Origin of the sequence: Nocardioides sp. 31GB23 (assembly GCF_040012395.1) — a bacterium.
In the GTDB taxonomy this organism is placed as follows: domain Bacteria; phylum Actinomycetota; class Actinomycetes; order Propionibacteriales; family Nocardioidaceae; genus Nocardioides; species Nocardioides salarius.
This window is the reverse complement of record NZ_JBDYKJ010000012.1, coordinates 1-16,093: the sequence shown is the minus strand read 5'-3', so window position 1 is coordinate 16,093 and position 16,093 is coordinate 1. Positions and strand designations below refer to the sequence as shown.

Here is a 16,093-nt window from a genome sequence, read left to right as displayed (position 1 = left end):
CGCCGGGCAGCGTCAGGAGCGCACCCAGACCGCGGTGTCGCCGGGCAGCAGGTCGGAGACCGGCCCGCTGCTGGCCACGACCTCGCCCTGGGGGCGGCTGACCGGGGTGGAGCCGCAGTTGAGCACCACGGTCACCGGCCCGCGCCGGAAGGCCAGCACGTCGCGGCCCAGGTCGAGCATCTCGACCTCGCCGGCGGCGCTGCTCAGCGCCCGGCGCGCCGCGAGCGCGCGCTGGTAGAACGCCAGCGTCGAGTCGGGGTCGACCCGCTGGGCGTCGACGGTCACGTCGGCCCAGCCCTCGGGCTGGGGAATCCACGGCTGGCCCTCGCCGGGCCCGAAGCCGAACGGCGGCTTCTCGCCCGACCACGGCATCGGCACCCGGCAGCCGTCGCGGCCGACCTCGCCGGTGCGCAGGTAGGACGGGTCCTGGCGGTGCTCGGGGGCCACGTCGACCTGCTCGAGCCCCAGCTCCTCGCCCTGGTAGACGTACGACGAGCCGGGCAGCGCCAGCATCGTCAGCGTGGCGGCGCGCGCCCGGGCCAGGCCCTGCGCGCCCCCGCCGTAGCGGGTCACGTGGCGTACGACGTCGTGGTTGCTCAGCACCCACGTCGGGCTGGCCTGCACGTCGGCGAGCGCGGTGAAGGTGCCGGTGATGACCCCCTCGAACGCCTCGGCCGACCACGGGGCCAGCAGCCAGGAGAAGTTGAAGGCCTGGCTCATCTCGTCGTCGCGCACGAACTGCGCCATCGACTCGGGGGTCTGGGTCCAGGCCTCGGCCACCAGCATCCGGTCGCCGTCGTACTCGGCGAGCACGTCGTGCCAGCGCCGGTAGACGTCGTGCACCTCGGGCTGGTCCCACATCGGCTCGTCGCGCAGGGTGCGCTCGACCATCGAGCGCTCCTCGTTGATCGGCGCCGCGCTGTCGGGCTGCTCGCCCTCGGCGACCACCTGGTCGCGCAGCGACTCCTCCTTGAGCAGGCCGTGCGCCACGTCGACGCGGAAGCCGTCGACCCCGCGGTCGAGCCAGAAGCGCAGCACGTCGACGAACATGTCGCCGACCTCGGGGTTGCGCCAGTCGAAGTCGGGCTGGGTGGAGTCGAAGAGGTGCAGATACCACTGCGGGTCGTCGTCGCGCCCGTCCGGGTGCTCGGCCACCCGGGTCCACGCGGCGCCGCCGAAGACCGACTGCCAGTTGTTGGGCGGCTCCTGGCCCTGCGGGCCGCGGCCGTCGCGGAAGAGGTAGCGCGCGCGCTCGGGGCTGCCGGGCTCGGCGGCCAGCGCGGCCTGGAACCACACGTGCTGGTCGGAGGAGTGGTTGGGCACCAGGTCGGCGATGATCTTGAGGCCCAGCTCGTGGGCGGTCGCCACGAGCGTGTCGGCGTCCTCGAGGGTGCCGAAGAGCGGGTCGATGTCGCAGTAGTCGCTGACGTCGTACCCGTGGTCCTTCTGCGGGGAGCGGTAGAACGGCGAGATCCACACCGCGTCGACGCCCAGGTCGCGCAGGTAGGGCAGCCGGGCGGTGATGCCGGGCAGGTCGCCCACGCCGTCACCGTCGGCGTCGGCGAAGGAGCGCGGGTAGACCTGGTAGATGACGGCGTGGCGCCACCACTCGGCGCCGGCGCCCTGGTTTGGATCGTTCAAAGCCATGTCCTCCAGTGTTCCACACGCTCCCGGCCCGGGCACGCTCAGGCGAACGCGTCGGGGGAGACCTCGATCCACACCTGCTCGGCGCGCCCGACCACCGCTCCGCGCGGGTCCACGACGGTCGTCGCGGTGCGGTGCTTGCGGCCCTCGCTGCCGCGCGCCAGGCCGACCACCACGTGCTCCTCGCCGGCCACCGGGGTGCGCAGCACCTCGGCGGTCATCCGGCCCAGCACCATCATCCGGTCCTCCATGTCGGCCGCCCAGGCGCCGGCGCAGTCGAGCGCCGCCCAGACCACGCGCAGGTCGGCCTCCCCGGCCACCCAGGGCGCGGCCACCCGCGGGCGCCCGTCGAGGTCGTCGACGCGCCCCGGGAAGATCCGCAGGCCGTCGCCCGGCTCGCGGGCGGTGCCGCAGCTGAAGCAGGTCGGGAAGGGGTGCTGCTCGAGCCCCGGGTAGCGGGTCGCGGCCTCGCGGGCGAGCGCCGTCGACACCGCGGCCACACCCTCGGGCGCGAGCGTGGCCCGGCGGGCCACCAGGGCCGGCGCGCCCTCGTGCAGCGCGGTCACGACGCCGTCGTCCTCGACGACCTCCATGGGGGTGTCGAGCGGCGGCGGCTGGCGCAGCGTCACCTCGACCGCCCCGCCGTCGGCGTCGACGTACGCCGCCAGGGCACCCGCCGACCAGCCGCCGTTGCCGGAGCCGGCGGGGCCGTTGAAGCGGGCGGGGACCACGAGGGCCTCGAGGGTCGAGGAGGAGGGGTTCATCCCTTGATCCTCTCGTACCTGTCGAGGGCCTCCTGGCGCTCCTCCTTGTGGTCGAGCATCGGCGCCGGGTAGCCGACCAGGTCGCGGGTGTCGGCGTCTGGCTCGTGCGGGTCGGGCACCTGGTCGGGGTCGGCGAGCTCGCTGACCCAGCGGCGCACGTAGGCGCCGTCGGGGTCGAAGCGCCGGCCCTGCGTGGTGGGGTTGAAGACCCGGAAGAACGGCGAGGCGTCGGTGCCGCTGCCGGCCGTCCACTGCCAGCCGTGGTTGTTGCTGGCCAGGTCGCCGTCGACGAGCCAGTGCAGGAAGTGCCGGGCGCCGTGCTGCCACTCCACGTGCAGGTCCTTGACCAGGAAGCTGGCCACGATCATCCGCAGCCGGTTGTGCATCCAGCCGGTCGCGCGCAGCTGGCGCATGCCGGCGTCGACGACCGGGAAGCCGGTGCGCCCCTCCTGCCAGGCGGTGAGCTGGTCGCCGGGGCGGTCGTAGTCCATGCGCGAGAACTCGGGCTTGTAGTAGTCGCGGGCCGAGTCGGGTCGCCGGTAGAGCACGTCGGCGTAGAACTCGCGCCACGCCAGCTCGGTGCGGTAGGTCTGCGCGCCCCTGCTCCGCTTCGCGCCCAGGTCGGCCAGCAGCGTGCGCGGGTGCACCTCGCCGTACTTCAGGTGCACCGACATCCGGCTGGTGCCGTCGCGGTCGGGCCGGTCGCGGTCGGTGTCGTAGTCGTCGACGCGGTCGAGGAACTCCGCCCACTGCCGCTGGGCCGAGGCCTCCCCGGGCTCGGGCAGGTCGAGGCCCGCGGGGACGCGCGGCTCCGGGATCTCCGTGGTGCCCTCGTCCAGCCGCAGCCACGAGACCCCGGTCGGGGCGTCGGCGGGCGCGTCCCAGCCCACGTCGTTCCAGGCCCGCGAGAACGGGGTGAAGACCTTGTAGGGCTCGCCCGAGCCGTTGCGCACCCGCCCGGGGTCGACGGCGTACGGCGACCCGGTGCGCACCAGCTCGATGCCGGCCTCGGCGAGGGCCTGCTCGACGGCCTCGTCGCGCTCGCGCCCGTAGGGGCCGAAGTCGGCGCTGACGTGCACCCGCTCGGCGCCGACCGCCCGGGCGGCCAGCACCACGCGGCGCACCGGGTCGCCGCGCACCACCGACAGCGTGCCCCGTCGCTGGCGCAGCGTGGCGTCGAGCGAGCGCAGCGAGCCCGCCAGGTAGGCCTGCCGGCTCGGACCGGCCGGACCCCACAGGCGGGGGTCGAGCACGAAGAGCGGCAGCACCTCCCCGTCGGCGCCTGCCTCGACGAGCGCTGGGTTGTCGGAGAGCCGCAGGTCGCGGCGGAACCACATCACGCTGACCACGCCACGAGCCTGCCAGCGCGGCGGTGGGGCCAGCACACCCGAGCGGTCGCGGCCCGCGGGGCGGGGGTGTGGACCCCGTGGTGGACAATGGTCGGGTGAGCGACCTGATCGACACCACCGAGATGTACCTCCGCACGATCTACGAGCTCGTGGAGGAGGGGATCGTGCCCCTGCGCGCCCGGATCGCCGAGCGGCTGCACCAGAGCGGGCCGACGGTGTCGCAGACGGTGGCGCGCATGGAGCGCGACGGGCTGCTCACCGTCGAGGGCGACCGCCACCTCGAGCTGACCGAGGACGGGCTGCGGCTGGCGACCCGGGTGATGCGCAAGCACCGCCTGGCCGAGCGCCTGCTGATCGACGTCATCGGCCTGGAGTGGGAGCTGGTGCACGAGGAGGCGTGCCGCTGGGAGCACGTGATGTCCGAGACCGTCGAGCGCCGCCTGCTCGAGTTGCTCGACCACCCCACCGAGTCGCCGTACGGCAACCCGATCCCGGGCCTCGACGAGCTCGGCCAGACCAGCACCGCTGAGACCTTCATGAGCGGCGTCGAGTCGCTGACCAGCGCCGCCAGCCCCGAGGAGGGCCGGGTGCTGGTGCGCCGCATCTCGGAGGAGATGCAGAAGGACGAGCAGCTGATGAGCGCGCTGCGCCGCGTCGGCGCGCTGCCCGACAAGACCGTGACGATCGTGGCCACCGAGGCCGGGGTGCTGGTCGGCGCGGCCGGCGAGAGCGCCGAGATCGTGCCCGAGGCCGCCGACCACATCTTCGTGCGCAGGCTCTAGGCCGGGACCGCCTCGGCACGCAGGTCGGCCAGGGCGGTGAGGAACTCGCTGCAGCCGGCGTGCACCGTGCGGGTGGCCAGGTCGTCGCCCCTGGTCGCGCCCCGGTTGAGGACGACCACGGGGGTGCCGGCCTTGGCGGCCCGCTTGACGAAGCGCAGCCCGCTCATCACCGTCAGGCTGGAGCCGGCGACCAGGAGCGCGCCGCCGCTCGGCCCGAGCGCCTCGACGGCCTCGTAGCAGCGCGCCACCCGCGCCGGCGGCACGTTCTCGCCGAAGAAGACCACGTCGGGCTTGAGCAGCCCACCGCACTCGCAGTCGGGCACGACGAAGCCGTCGGTCTCCTCGAGGGCCACGTCGCCGTCGGGGTTGCTGGCCACGTCGGCGTGCTGCTCGGCGAAGCCGGGGTTGAGTGCGGTCAGGCGCTGGTGCAGGTCGGCGCGTGAGCTGGTGGCGCGGCACGAGAGGCACACCACGTCGGCGATCCGGCCGTGCAGGGCGACCAGGCCCAGGGTGCCGACGCGCTCGTGGAGGCCGTCGACGTTCTGGGTGATCACCAGGTCGGCGCCCAGCCGGGCGACCGCGAGGTGGCCGGGGTTGGGCTCGGCGTGGCGCATCCGGCCCCAGCCCAGGTGGCTGCGGGCCCAGTAGCGACGCCGCGGGCCGGGCCCGGAGACGAACTCCTGGTAGGTCATCGGGGTGCGCCGCGGGGCGCCCGGGCCGCGGTAGTCGGGGATGCCCGAGTCGGTCGACAGCCCGGCGCCGGTGAGCACCACCAGCGGCCGGCCGGCCAGCAGCCCGAGCGCGTCGTTCACCGGGCGTACCGCTCCGCGGCCCGGGCCCGTGCCTTGGCGGCCTCGACCTCGCGGTCCTTGGGCGGTGCGGTGGTGACCAGGGCGTCGAGCAGGTGCCGGGTGGCCTCGGCGACCTCGGCCACGGCCCGGTCGAAGGCGGCCTGGTTGGCCTGGGACGGTTTGGTGGACCCGCTGACCTTGCGCACGTACTGCAGCGCCGCGGCCTCGACCTCGTCGGTGCTCGCCGGCGGCTCGAAGTTGTGGAGCTGGCGGATGTTGCGGCACATGCCCACGAGAGTACGTCGCCGCCACGTGGACCGGTGCTGCCGCGAGGAGGGCCGTGCTGGTTCGATGGGGACATGGCTGCCACCCCTGATCCCGCCTCCCGCTCCGAGCGCGAGCACGACCTGGTGCTGCTCGGCGCCACCGGTTTCACCGGTCGGCTGACCGCGGAGTACCTGGCGCGCAACGCCCCCGCCGGCCTGCGCTGGGCGCTGGCCGGACGCAACCCGGAGAAGCTGGCGGGGGTGCGCGCCGACCTGGCCGCCATCGACCCGGCGCTGGGCGAGCTGCCGCTGGTGACCGCCGACTCCGGCGACGCCGCGTCGCTGGCCGCGCTGGCCGGCAGCACCCGCGTCGTGATCACCACCGTCGGGCCCTACCTCGAGCACGGCGAGCCGCTGGTGGCCGCCTGCGCCGCCGCGGGCACCGACTACGTCGACCTCACCGGCGAGCCCGAGTTCGTCGACCGGATGTACCTGGCCCACCACGAGGCCGCCGAGCGCACCGGCGCGCGCATCGTGCACGCCTGCGGCTTCGACTCGATCCCCCACGACCTGGGGGCCTGGTACACCGTCCAGCAGCTGCAGGCCACCGGCCCGGTCACGGTGCGTGGCGTGGTGCGCGCCTCGGGCACCTTCTCCGGCGGCACCTTCCACTCCGCGATGGGGGCGACCTCGCGGATGAAGCAGACCCGTGAGGCCGCCAAGCAGCGCCGCGAGGTCGAGAAGCGCCCCGAGGGCCGGCGCAGCCGCCCGGTCGCCGGCAAGCCGCACCGCGACGGCGAGCTGGGCTACTACCTGCTGCCGCTGCCCACCCTCGACCCGATGGTGGTCGCGCGCAGCGGCGCAGCACTCGACTCCTACGGCCCCGACTTCCGCTACTCCCACTACATCGGCACCAGGACGCTGCGCTACGCGGTGGGCGGGATGGCCGGCCTGGTCGGGATCGGTGTGGCCGCGCAGGTGCCGCCCGTGCGCAACCTGCTCAAGAGCCGCATCAAGCAGGGCGAGGGCCCCTCGGCGGCGCGCCGGGAGAAGAGCTGGTTCACCGTCGACTTCGTCGGCGAGGGCGACGGTCGCACCATCCACACGCGCGTCTCCGGCGGCGACCCCGGCTACGGCGAGACCTCCAAGATGCTCGCGGAGTCGGCGCTGTGCCTGCTCCACGACGACAACCCGACCACCGCCGGCTGCGTGACCACGGCCCAGGCGATGGGGGAGAACCTCACCGCCCGGCTGATGGCCGCCGGCATCCGCTTCGAGACGGTCGAGGGCCAGCGCGAGGGCTGAGCGGCCGCGCGGGGCGCGGCTGGCGGGGACTGTCGGTGCGCTGCGGCAAGATGGTCCTCGTGCCTCCCCGCCTGCCCACCGCCCCGCTCACCACGCCGGCGGCCTCCGACGCGGCGGCCCGGGCGGCGATCTTCCCGCGGGTGCGCTGGATGGGCTCGAAGCACAAGCTGCTGCCGCACCTGGCCCAGGCCTTCGCCGACGTCGCGCCCGCGGCGGGGCCCGGCTCGGCGCTCGACGCCTTCAGCGGCTCGGGCGTGGTGTCCTACCTGCTCAAGCACCAGGGCTGGTCGGTGCACAGCAACGACTACCTGGGCTTCCCCGGCGTGGTGGCCAGCGCCGGTGTGGTCAACCACGACACGGTGCTCTCGGGCGACGACGTCGAGCGCATCCTGGGCCCGGCCGCCGACGAGCGCGACTTCGTGCGCCGCACCTTCACCGGCGTCTACTTCACCCCCGACGACCTGGCCTTCCTCGACTCGGCGTGGAGCCACATCGACACGATGAGCGGCGGGGGCCGCGCGGTGGCGATCGCCGCGCTGTGCCTGGCCGCGGCGCGCAAGCAGCCCCGCGGGGTCTTCACGCTCACCGGTGACCTGAGCCGCTACGACGACGGGCGCCGCGACCTGCGGCTGAGCCTGCGCGAGCACTTCGTCGAGCGGGTCGCCGACTACAACGCGGCCGTCTTCGCCGGGCCGCGCGAGTGCACGGTCTCCTCGCTGGAGGTCGGCGAGCTGCCGCAGCGCCGCCACGACCTGGTCTACCTCGACCCCCCGTACGCGCCGCCGGCCGACGACAACGACTACACCAAGCGCTTCCACTTCCTCGAGGGGCTCTCGCGCTACTGGGTGGGCGACACGATCATGTGGGACACCAAGAGCCGCAAGCTGCCCAAGCGGGTCACCAAGTACTCCTCGCGGCGCACCATCGAGGAGGCCTTCCGCGAGGTGTTCAAGCAGTTCCACGACTCGCCGCTGGTGCTCTCCTACTCCTCCAACGCGCTGCCCGACCTCGAGACGCTGGTGCGGCTGCTGCGCGAGGTCAAGGACGAGGTGGAGGTGCGCCGGGTGCCCCACACCTACCACTACGGCACCCACCGCTCCGCCGTACGCCGCTCGGTCGACGAGTACCTCTTCCTCGCCCGATGAGCGCCGCCGACACGGAGGCGATGCAGGCCTACCTGACCCGGCTGCGGCGCCTGACCACCCACGTCGCGGTCGACGAGGCCTCCGAGCAGGCCGACGCGATCGTGGCCGCCGGCGCGAGCCTGAGCGAGCTCGACGAGGTCTCGGTCGAGTCGCTGACCCGCTGGGTGCGCGCCCGCCCGGCCGACGTCTACGCCCTGGGCCTGGCCGTGGGGCTGTCGCAGGAGAAGCTGAAGAACCTGCTGCGGGTCGCGTTCGGCACCACCTCGTGGGTCAAGGCGGTCGCCGCCGACGCCCGCGGGGTCGTGGTGTGGCTCGACGAGGAGCTCGGCCTGCTGGAGGCCCTCGAGGCCCAGCGGCACCGCACCTACACCTTCGGCGACGTGCTGGCCGCGCGCGGCACCAGCCGTCAGACCGCCAGCAGGGCCGGGGTCGCGGGGAAGATGATCGAGGACGCCGTCGAGCAGGTGGTGCGCGACCTGGGCCTGCCCTACGAGATGCGCGGGCGCTTCGTGGGCCGCAACGGCGAGACGGGGCCGGCCGACCTGGCGGTGCCGGGCTTCGACGGCGCGCTGATCGCGGTGGCCTGCAAGGGCTTCGACTCCACCGGCTCCAAGCTCACCGCGGCCGTGACCGAGGTGATGGACATGGCGAGCGTCTCCTTCGCCCACCAGTACGTGCTGGCCGTCGTCGACGGGATCGGCTGGCTCAGCCGCCAGGGCGACTTCCGGCGGATGCACGCCCTGCTCGAGCAGCACCGCATCGACGGGCTCTACGCCCTGGCCGACCTCGACGCCTTCCGCGCCGACCTGCACGCCGCCGCCGTTCGCCACGGGCTGCTGGAGGGCCCCCTGCCCGACGGTCCGGGGGTCAGCGTGCCCGGGGAGGCGCTGGCGGCCCGCGCCGAGGAGCCCGACGCGCAGCTGCACCTCGACCTGTGAGGCCACGCGTCACGAAGAAGTGGGTGCCCCAGGCAGGAGTCGAACCTGCGACCTTTCGCTTAGGAGGCGGCTGCTCTATCCGCTGAGCTACTGGGGCTGCGCCGCTATTTTGGCAGCACCGCGTGCCTGGCACGAAAGCAGGGCGGGCACCGGGCGGCCGTGCCGCAGGTAAAGAGATGGGCGATGATGGTCAGGTGAGCGAGCGAGAAGGAGCCCCAGCGGCCTCGGGGCGGCCGTGGGCCGTGCTGGCTGCCGTGGTCGCTGCGGTGGTGCTGGTGGGTGCGGTCGTCGGCGTGTCCGTGGCGGGACTGGTGCCGGCGGGCAAGGCGGAGCCGGAGCCCGAGGGGCGCCAGCGGGTGGCGCGGCTGGAGGGGCACGAGCTCGCCGCGACCATCCGGGTCGTCTCGCAGAACGTCTTCCACGACCTCGACCGGGCTGACACCGAGCACGACATGAGCCGCATCTTCGCCCGGGGCGGCGTCGACGTCGTGGCCTGGCAGGAGGCGCACACCGAGCACTTCGTGGCGCTGCACCCGCGCTACCGCGCCCAGGGGTGGCGCACGGCGTACTTCGACCAGGCCAAGGGCAGCCAGGGCGACGCGATCTCGTGGCGCAGCGACCGGTTCGCGCTCGTCTCGCGCGACGCCTGGCCGATGCACCCGGGGGCCGGTCCGCGCGCCACCCAGCGACCCTTCGCGGCGCGCTGGGTGACCACGGTGCTGCTGCGCCACCGCGAGAGCGGTCTCACCGTGCGCGTGGTCAACACCCACGTCAACCACTTCATCGAGACCGGCCAGCGCTTCCGCCGCAACATCAACGCCCGCTACGCCAAGACCCACCTCGCCTGGCTGGCCGAGCGGTGGGACACCTGGTCCGGCGACGTGGTGGTCGGCACCGGCGACTACAACTTCGACCACGCCGACGACCGGGACGCCCGGCCCCGGGGCGGGATCACCCGCGAGTTCGAGGGCCGCGCGGTGTCCTCGTACGAGGCGCTCGGCCTGGCCGGTGTGAAGCCCACCCTGGCCGGCCGGTGGGTCGACTACGTGTTCCTGGCCCAGCGCACCGTCGACGAGGGTCGGGCCCAGCTGGCCGCCCACCGCAGCCTCGGCGGCTTCCGCTCCGACCACCGGCCGCTGCAGGCCACGGTGCGCCTCTACCGCTGACGTCTCGCGCGAGCCTGAGAGGTCGCTGAGCGGAGTTGGACCAGCGATGGGGCGCGCCGCACAATCGAGGCGTGACCGACCCCGACCCGACGCCGCACGCCGAGGTGGCGACCCCCGTCGCCGCCGGTGCCCGCGCCGGTCGCCGGCGGGCCAAGCCACGCCGCTCGCACACCGTGGGCCGGGTGCTGGTCGCCACCCTGGTCGTCCTGGGCATGGTCTCCGGGCTCTCGGTGACCTACCTCTACCGGCACTACAGCGACAACCTCACCGTCCTCGACATCGAGGACCAGCTGGTCGGCGAGCGCCCCGACAAGGTCGAGGTCGCCGGGCCGCAGGAGCCGCTCAACGTGCTCGTGATGGGTTCCGACAGCCGCGACGGCGAGGGCAACAACATCGACGGGCTCACCGGCGGGGGCGAGCGCTCCGACACCACGCTGCTGCTGCACCTCTCGGCCGACCGGGAGCGCGCGTACGGCGTCAGCATCCCGCGCGACTCGATGGTCGACCGGCCCACCTGCCGCACCGAGGACGGCACCGAGATCCCGGCCGAGTCCTACACGATGTGGAACGAGGCCTTCCAGCTCGCCGGGCCCGCCTGCACCATCCAGCAGTTCGAGGAGCTCAGCGGCATCCGCCTCGACCACTTCGTCGTCGTCGACTTCGAGGGCTTCCAGGGGATGGTCGACGCCGTCGGCGGCGTCGAGGTGTGCATCCCCGAGACCATCGACGACCGTGCGCACGGCATCTACCTCGAGGCCGGCACCCGCAAGCTCGAGGGCATCCAGGCGCTGAACTACGTGCGCGAGCGCTACGCGCTCTCGGGCGGCTCCGACATCGGCCGGATGAAGCGCCAGCAGGCGTTCATCGCCTCGATGGCCAGCACCGTGCTCTCCTCCGACACCCTGGCCCGTCCCGACCGGCTGCTGGCCTTCCTCGAGGCCGCCACCGAGTCGCTGACCCTCGACGAGGGGCTCGGCAACCTGGTGAGGATCGCCCGGCTCGGCTACGAGTTCCGCGGCATCGGGGCCGACAAGGTCCAGTTCATGACCATCCCCAACACCGTCGACCCCCAGGACCCCAACAAGCTGGTGTGGACCGAGGACGCCGCCGGGGTCTGGAACGCCCTGGCCGAGGACGAGCCGCTGACCAAGAAGCTGCGCAGCGACGTCATCAGTGCCGGCAAGGTGCCCGGCTCCTCCTCGGGCGACTCGGGCGACTCGGGTGGCTCCGGCGGCGGGAACGGCGGCGGGAACGGGCTGGCGAGCGACGAGGCGCTCGAGGCCGCGGGGCTGTGCACGTGAGCGCGCCGGAGCGCGAGAGCGCCTGGGAGCGCCGCAAGCGGCTGGCCGAGGTCTTCGGCGACGCGCTGCCCGAGACGACCAGCGACGAGCGCTCCGACGACGAGCGCGAGCGCCGGGACGGCGACGCCTGGCTGCGGGCCCAGGTGCCGCCGCACCACGGCGACTAGCGGCGCGAGCCTCAGGCGGTCGGGGTGTCCCGACCGGCGAGGAGCGCGTCGCGGATCTCGCGCAGCAGCACGGTGTCCTCCGGCGTGCCCGGCGCGGGGCTGGGGAAGTACTTCTCCTTGGCCTTGGTGTAGGGCAGCACGACGAGGAAGTAGACGATCGCGGCCAGCATCAGGAACGAGATCACCGCGTTCATGAAGGCGCCGAACGAGTTCTCGTCGTTGGTGAAGATGTCGCTGGCGCTGTCGGGGAGCTGTGCGGTGAGCCAGTTGGTGAACGTGGTGACCACGAGACCGAACGATGTGGCGATGATGACGGCGACCGCGAGGTCGACCAGGTTGCCGCGCAGGACGAAGCTCTTGAACCCACCCATTGACGAAGCCTTTCTGTGTGCGTGCAGCCCGTCTGGGCCACCTCGACCCTAGTGCGACCAGGCGTAGGACAGGAAGGACCTCGCCGCGGCCTCGCTGATCGTGGGGACGCCCGCCGGGTCGACGCCGAGCACCACCACCCGCCCGCCGAGCCCGGTCGCGGGGCTGCCCGCGGTCACCGACGGCTCCGGCAGCGCGAGCACCGTGACCCCGGGCGCGACCACGCCCGAGCCGCCCTCGGCGGGGTCGGTGGCCACCAGGTCGATGCGGTCGCCCACCGCCAGCAGTGCGGCCGCCTCGGGGTCGGGCAGGCGCACCGGCAGCGCGACCACGCCCGCGCCGGCGTGCTCGCCCAACCCGGGCCCGACCAGCCGCGCGCGGCTCACCGGCTCGCCCCGGGTCAGCGGCGAGGCCAGCACCTCCCCGACGGGCTCCGCCACGAGGTCGGAGGGCACGCTGTCGAGCGCGAAGTCGACCGTCGTCAGGTCGTCGGCCGCGATGACCGCGCCGCCGGGCAGGTCGTGGGCGGCGACCCGCACCGCCACGCCGGGCGGGGGAGGCTGGGTGGCCGCCTGCAGCCCGGCCAGCACCGCGACCGCGCCGAGCAGGGCGGCGAGTGGGCGGCGCCGGGCCAGCAGCGAGCGGCGTACGCTGAGGGCGGCGCGACGCAGGCGGGTCAGCGGCGGGTCGGGGTGGCGCGGGTCGGCGGAGAGCACCCGGCGACGCTAGGCCGTGCGGGGCCGCTGCCGCTCTGCTCCTCCACAGCCCCGACAGGCGCGGCTCAGGAGGAGGCGGCGGGGGTGCTGCTCGAGGTGCTGCTCGACGACCCCGCCGACCCCGACGAGGTCGAGCCGGACGAGCCGCTGCTCGAGGTCGACTCCTTGCTCGGGGACGTCGACGGGGCCGACGAGCCGCTCGAGCCGTTGCTGCCGGAGCCCGACTCGCTGCGGCTGTCGGTGCGGTAGAAGCCGGAGCCCTTGAAGACGACGCCGACGGCGTTGAAGAGCTTGCGCAGCCGGCCCTCGCACTCGGGACACGTGGTCAGCGCGTCGTCGGAGAAGCTCTGGAACTGCTCGAAGGCGTGGCCGCACTCGGTGCAGGCGTACTGGTAGGTCGGCATCGTGTCTCCGCAGGGGTGGCGCCCGTGGGCGCGTGGAACTGTGACGGTCGATCGTGACGCGGCGCTGGCACTCGGCTGCGCCGACTGCTAATCCTACGTCAGGGCAGAATGGCCGCCACCATGACCGACACCACCTCGAGCGCCAGCGCCCAGCAGCCCGACCCGGCCACCGGCCCCAGCCCCGCGGCGCCCGGCGGCCCGGCCGGGGCGGTGGCGGCGTTCGTGGTCGGCACCTGGCGCGGGTTCCGCTCGCTCCCGCTGCCGATGCGCCTGACGGCGTACGTCGCCCTCGGGCTGGTGCTGCTGCTGGTGCTGGCGACGGCCACCACGACCGTGCTGGTACGCCGTCCGCTGCCCCAGACCGCCGGCAGCGTCGAGATCGCGGGGCTCGACGGCGAGGTGGAGGTGCTGCGCGACGAGCACGGCATCGCGCAGGTCTACGCCGACACGATGGGCGACCTGGCCCGCGGGCAGGGCTACGTGCACGCCCAGGACCGCTTCTTCGAGATGGACGTGCGCCGCCACGCGACGGCCGGCCGGCTGGCCGAGCTCTTCGGCGAGGAGGCGGTCGAGAGCGACGCCTACGTGCGCACGATGGGCTGGCGCCGCGTGGCCGAGAAGGAGGTCGCGCTGCTGACCCCCGACACCCGCGCCTTCCTCGAGGCCTACGCCGACGGCGTCAACGCCTACCTCGACGACCGTGGCACCTCCAGCATCTCCGTCGAGTACACGGTGCTGCGCCTGGGCGGCCTGGACTACCAGCCCGAGGACTGGACGCCCGTGGACTCCCTGGCCTGGCTCAAGGCGATGGCCTGGGACCTGCGCGGCAACATGGGCGACGAGATCGACCGGGTGCTCAGCGCCGACGCCGTGGGCACCGAGCGGGCGGCGGGGCTCTTCCCCGCCTACCCCTACGACGAGGTGACCCCGATCGTCACCCAGGGCGCCGTGGTCGACCAGGTCTACGAGCAGGACGCCGAGCGCGGCCAGACCCGGCTGCCGCTGCGTCCGGGCTTCGAGGCCGACCAGCGCGCTGCCCTGCGCGACCTGCGCGACGGGCTGGAGCGGATGCCGGCCTGGCTGGGCCGCGGCGAGGGCATCGGCTCGAACTCGTGGGTCGTCTCCGGCGAGCTGACCGAGTCGGGCGACCCGCTCCTGGCCAACGACCCGCACCTGGGCACCAGCCTGCCGGGGGTGTGGACCCAGATGGGGCTGCACTGCCGCGACGTCGGGCCGCAGTGCCCGCTCGACGTCAGCGGCTTCACCTTCTCCGGCGTGCCCGGCGTCATCATCGGCCACAACGCCGACGTCGCCTGGGGCTTCACCAACCTGGGCCCCGACGTCGCCGACCTCTTCGTCGAGCGGGTCAGCGGCGAGGACGTGCTCCGTGACGGCGAGCTGCGCCCGCTGCGGATCCGCGAGGAGGTGATCCGCGTGCAGGGCGGCGAGGACGTGCGCATCACGGTGCGCACCGGCAGCCACGGCCCGCTGGTCTCCGACGTCGCCGAGCAGCTGGCCGAGGTCGCCGACGTCGCCTCCGGCAGGCTCGGCACGATCGTGCCCGAGGGCGGCGAGGCCGCCGTGGCACTGCAGTGGACCGCGCTGCAGCCAGGCACCACCGCCGACGCGATCCTGGCGCTCAACCTGGCCACCGACTGGGACTCCTTCCGTGCCGCGGCCGCCGACTTCGAGGCGCCCGCCCAGAACCTCGTCTACGCCGACACCGAGGGCCACATCGGCTACCAGGCGCCCGGGCGCATCCCGATCCGCAAGTCGGGCAACGACGGCACGGTGCCCTCGGCCGGCTGGCTGCCCGAGAACGACTGGACCGGCAGCGTCGTGCCGTACGACGCGCTGCCCAGCGTGCTCGACCCCGACGAGGGGTTCGTGGTCACCGCCAACCAGGCGGTCGTGGGGCCGGGCTACCCCTACTTCCTCACCGACGACTGGGACCGCGGAGCGCGCTCAGAGCGCATCCGCGACCTGCTGACCGAGCGCCTCGCGGCCGGCCCGGTCGACGCCGACGACATGCTCGAGGTGCAGCTCGACACGCGCAACCCGATGGCCCCGGTGCTCGTGCCGCACCTGCTCGACGTGCCGCTGGACGGCGGGTACGCCGACGACGGGCAGGAGCTGCTCGGCGACTGGGACTTCAGCCAGCCCGCCGAGGGCGAGCACTCCGCCGCGGCGGCGTACTACAACGTGGTGTGGGCCAACCTGCTCGACCTCGTCTTCGACGACGAGCTGCCCGCCGACCTGGCCGCCGACGGCGGGCAGCGCTGGATGGCCGTGGTCACCGACCTGCTCGACGAGCCCGACGACCCCTGGTGGGACGACGTGGTGACCGAGGAGGTCGAGACCCGCGACGACACCCTCGCCCGGGCCATGACCGAGGCCCGCGACGAGCTGGTGCGCCGGCAGGCCCGCGACGCCGAGAGCTGGACCTGGGGCCACCTGCACCGCCTGGACCTGCGCTCGGCCACGCTGGGGGAGTCGGGCATCGGCCCGGTCGAGGCGCTGCTCAACCGCGACGACTGGGGCGTGGGCGGCGGTTCCGCGATCGTCGACGCCACCTCGTGGGACGCCGCCGAGGGCTACGCCGTCACCGCGGCCCCCTCGATGCGCCTGGTCACCAGCCCCGGCGACTGGGACGCCTCGCGCTGGATCAACCTCACCGGCGTCTCCGGGCACCCCGCCAGCTCCCACTACACCGACCAGACCGACCTGTGGGCCGCCGGCGAGACGCTGCCCTGGCGCTTCAGCGACGACGCCGTCGAGGCGGCCACCGAGGACCGGCTGGTCCTGCAGCCCCCCGACTGACCCCCGTCGGTCGAGCAGCGACGAGCGCCAGCGAGGAGCGTCGCCGAGACCCGGTGACCGTCGTGGTCGCCGTACGCCGGGGGCTTGCGGGGTCTCGGCGTCGCTCGAGCCTTCGGCCCTCGCTGCTCGACCAACGGGTGCTTGCGGCGTGTGGAGTGGTCACAGA

At 73.9% G+C, this 16,093-nt stretch carries 16 protein-coding genes and 1 tRNA gene; 8 read left to right on the top strand and 9 right to left on the bottom strand.

Features of this window, described 5'->3' with window-relative positions; translation table 11 throughout:
- Nucleotides 1–12: 12 nt before the first annotated feature.
- Genes ABKW28_RS05435 through ABKW28_RS05425 form a run of 3 tightly spaced genes read right to left on the bottom strand, consistent with a single transcriptional unit; the run spans nucleotide 13 to nucleotide 3,757 of the window.
- Nucleotides 13–1,647 (bottom strand): glycoside hydrolase family 13 protein, encoded by a 1,635-nt coding sequence (locus ABKW28_RS05435; protein ID WP_348607041.1) that lies wholly within the window; start codon nucleotides 1,645–1,647, stop codon nucleotides 13–15.
- Nucleotides 1,648–1,685: 38 nt separating this feature from the next.
- Nucleotides 1,686–2,408 carry a hypothetical protein gene (locus tag ABKW28_RS05430; protein ID WP_193668610.1) on the bottom strand — a complete coding sequence of 241 codons (723 nt, stop codon included), beginning with the start codon at nucleotides 2,406–2,408 and terminating at the stop codon, nucleotides 1,686–1,688.
- Nucleotides 2,405–3,757 (bottom strand): deoxyribodipyrimidine photo-lyase, encoded by a 1,353-nt coding sequence (locus ABKW28_RS05425; protein WP_348607038.1) that lies wholly within the window; start codon nucleotides 3,755–3,757, stop codon nucleotides 2,405–2,407. Before ABKW28_RS05425 ends, ABKW28_RS05430 begins: the two co-directional genes overlap by 4 nt.
- 95 nt (nucleotides 3,758–3,852) lie before the next feature.
- On the opposite strand from ABKW28_RS05425, the gene ABKW28_RS05420 reads away from it, so the two are divergent.
- On the top strand, nucleotides 3,853–4,539 hold the full coding sequence (locus tag ABKW28_RS05420) for a metal-dependent transcriptional regulator (RefSeq protein WP_193668609.1): 687 nt from the start codon (nucleotides 3,853–3,855) through the stop codon (nucleotides 4,537–4,539).
- Here the strand turns inward: ABKW28_RS05420 and ABKW28_RS05415 are convergent.
- Together ABKW28_RS05415 and ABKW28_RS05410 are read right to left on the bottom strand one after the other, a co-directional pair.
- On the bottom strand, nucleotides 4,536–5,351 hold the full coding sequence (locus ABKW28_RS05415; protein WP_348607035.1) for a Sir2 family NAD-dependent protein deacetylase: 816 nt from the start codon (nucleotides 5,349–5,351) through the stop codon (nucleotides 4,536–4,538). The genes ABKW28_RS05420 and ABKW28_RS05415 overlap by 4 nt on opposite strands.
- Nucleotides 5,348–5,617 (bottom strand): DUF2277 domain-containing protein, encoded by a 270-nt coding sequence (locus ABKW28_RS05410; protein ID WP_193668607.1) that lies wholly within the window; start codon nucleotides 5,615–5,617, stop codon nucleotides 5,348–5,350. Before ABKW28_RS05410 ends, ABKW28_RS05415 begins: the two co-directional genes overlap by 4 nt.
- A gap of 72 nt (nucleotides 5,618–5,689) precedes the next feature.
- Here ABKW28_RS05410 and ABKW28_RS05405 point away from each other — a divergent pair, with 72 nt between their 5' ends.
- From ABKW28_RS05405 to ABKW28_RS05395, 3 genes are read left to right on the top strand one after another with little or no spacing between them, the layout of a single operon-like run.
- The gene (locus tag ABKW28_RS05405) at nucleotides 5,690–6,901 is read left to right on the top strand and encodes a saccharopine dehydrogenase NADP-binding domain-containing protein (protein ID WP_348607032.1); all 1,212 of its coding nucleotides are present in this window, start codon (nucleotides 5,690–5,692) and stop codon (nucleotides 6,899–6,901) included.
- A gap of 59 nt (nucleotides 6,902–6,960) precedes the next feature.
- Nucleotides 6,961–8,046: a hypothetical protein gene (locus ABKW28_RS05400; protein WP_348607029.1), complete on the top strand. Its 1,086-nt coding sequence runs from the start codon at nucleotides 6,961–6,963 to the stop codon at nucleotides 8,044–8,046.
- On the top strand, nucleotides 8,043–8,984 hold the full coding sequence (locus ABKW28_RS05395; protein ID WP_348607026.1) for a hypothetical protein: 942 nt from the start codon (nucleotides 8,043–8,045) through the stop codon (nucleotides 8,982–8,984). Before ABKW28_RS05400 ends, ABKW28_RS05395 begins: the two co-directional genes overlap by 4 nt.
- A gap of 24 nt (nucleotides 8,985–9,008) precedes the next feature.
- On the opposite strand, the gene ABKW28_RS05390 is transcribed toward ABKW28_RS05395, so the two are convergent.
- Nucleotides 9,009–9,081: transfer RNA gene (locus ABKW28_RS05390), tRNA-Arg, on the bottom strand.
- Between the two features lie 97 nt (nucleotides 9,082–9,178).
- Here ABKW28_RS05390 and ABKW28_RS05385 point away from each other — a divergent pair.
- From ABKW28_RS05385 to ABKW28_RS05375, 3 genes are all read left to right on the top strand, one after another.
- Entirely contained in the window at nucleotides 9,179–10,150 is a 972-nt protein-coding gene (locus ABKW28_RS05385) for a hypothetical protein (RefSeq protein WP_348607023.1), read from the top strand.
- A 71-nt stretch (nucleotides 10,151–10,221) separates the two neighbouring features.
- Nucleotides 10,222–11,451 carry an LCP family protein gene (locus ABKW28_RS05380; RefSeq protein ID WP_348607020.1) on the top strand — a complete coding sequence of 410 codons (1,230 nt, stop codon included), beginning with the start codon at nucleotides 10,222–10,224 and terminating at the stop codon, nucleotides 11,449–11,451.
- Nucleotides 11,448–11,618 (top strand): hypothetical protein, encoded by a 171-nt coding sequence (locus ABKW28_RS05375; protein ID WP_193668604.1) that lies wholly within the window; start codon nucleotides 11,448–11,450, stop codon nucleotides 11,616–11,618. The genes ABKW28_RS05380 and ABKW28_RS05375 overlap by 4 nt, the downstream gene beginning before the upstream one ends.
- A gap of 11 nt (nucleotides 11,619–11,629) precedes the next feature.
- On the opposite strand, the gene ABKW28_RS05370 is transcribed toward ABKW28_RS05375, so the two are convergent.
- The 3 genes from ABKW28_RS05370 to ABKW28_RS05360 form a co-directional block, all read right to left on the bottom strand.
- Complete coding sequence (locus ABKW28_RS05370) at nucleotides 11,630–11,989, bottom strand: MscL family protein (protein ID WP_193668603.1); 360 nt, start codon at nucleotides 11,987–11,989, stop codon at nucleotides 11,630–11,632.
- Nucleotides 11,990–12,037: 48 nt separating this feature from the next.
- On the bottom strand, nucleotides 12,038–12,703 hold the full coding sequence (locus ABKW28_RS05365; RefSeq protein WP_348607017.1) for an SAF domain-containing protein: 666 nt from the start codon (nucleotides 12,701–12,703) through the stop codon (nucleotides 12,038–12,040).
- A 65-nt stretch (nucleotides 12,704–12,768) separates the two neighbouring features.
- Nucleotides 12,769–13,107: an FmdB family zinc ribbon protein gene (locus ABKW28_RS05360; RefSeq protein ID WP_348607014.1), complete on the bottom strand. Its 339-nt coding sequence runs from the start codon at nucleotides 13,105–13,107 to the stop codon at nucleotides 12,769–12,771.
- A 120-nt stretch (nucleotides 13,108–13,227) separates the two neighbouring features.
- Here ABKW28_RS05360 and ABKW28_RS05355 point away from each other — a divergent pair, with 120 nt between their 5' ends.
- Nucleotides 13,228–15,927 (top strand): penicillin acylase family protein, encoded by a 2,700-nt coding sequence (locus ABKW28_RS05355; protein WP_348607011.1) that lies wholly within the window; start codon nucleotides 13,228–13,230, stop codon nucleotides 15,925–15,927.
- The last annotated feature ends 166 nt before the right edge of the window (nucleotides 15,928–16,093 follow it).

Coding starts and splice junctions, on each gene's coding strand:
- ABKW28_RS05395 (WP_348607026.1), top strand. CDS start 8,043: ATGAGCGCCGCCGACACGGAGGCGATGCAGGCCTACCTGACCCGGCTG.
- ABKW28_RS05410 (WP_193668607.1), bottom strand. CDS start 5,617: ATGTGCCGCAACATCCGCCAGCTCCACAACTTCGAGCCGCCGGCGAGC.
- ABKW28_RS05405 (WP_348607032.1), top strand. CDS start 5,690: ATGGCTGCCACCCCTGATCCCGCCTCCCGCTCCGAGCGCGAGCACGAC.
- ABKW28_RS05360 (WP_348607014.1), bottom strand. CDS start 13,107: ATGCCGACCTACCAGTACGCCTGCACCGAGTGCGGCCACGCCTTCGAG.
- ABKW28_RS05370 (WP_193668603.1), bottom strand. CDS start 11,989: ATGGGTGGGTTCAAGAGCTTCGTCCTGCGCGGCAACCTGGTCGACCTC.
- ABKW28_RS05435 (WP_348607041.1), bottom strand. CDS start 1,647: ATGGCTTTGAACGATCCAAACCAGGGCGCCGGCGCCGAGTGGTGGCGC.
- ABKW28_RS05430 (WP_193668610.1), bottom strand. CDS start 2,408: ATGAACCCCTCCTCCTCGACCCTCGAGGCCCTCGTGGTCCCCGCCCGC.
- ABKW28_RS05355 (WP_348607011.1), top strand. CDS start 13,228: ATGACCGACACCACCTCGAGCGCCAGCGCCCAGCAGCCCGACCCGGCC.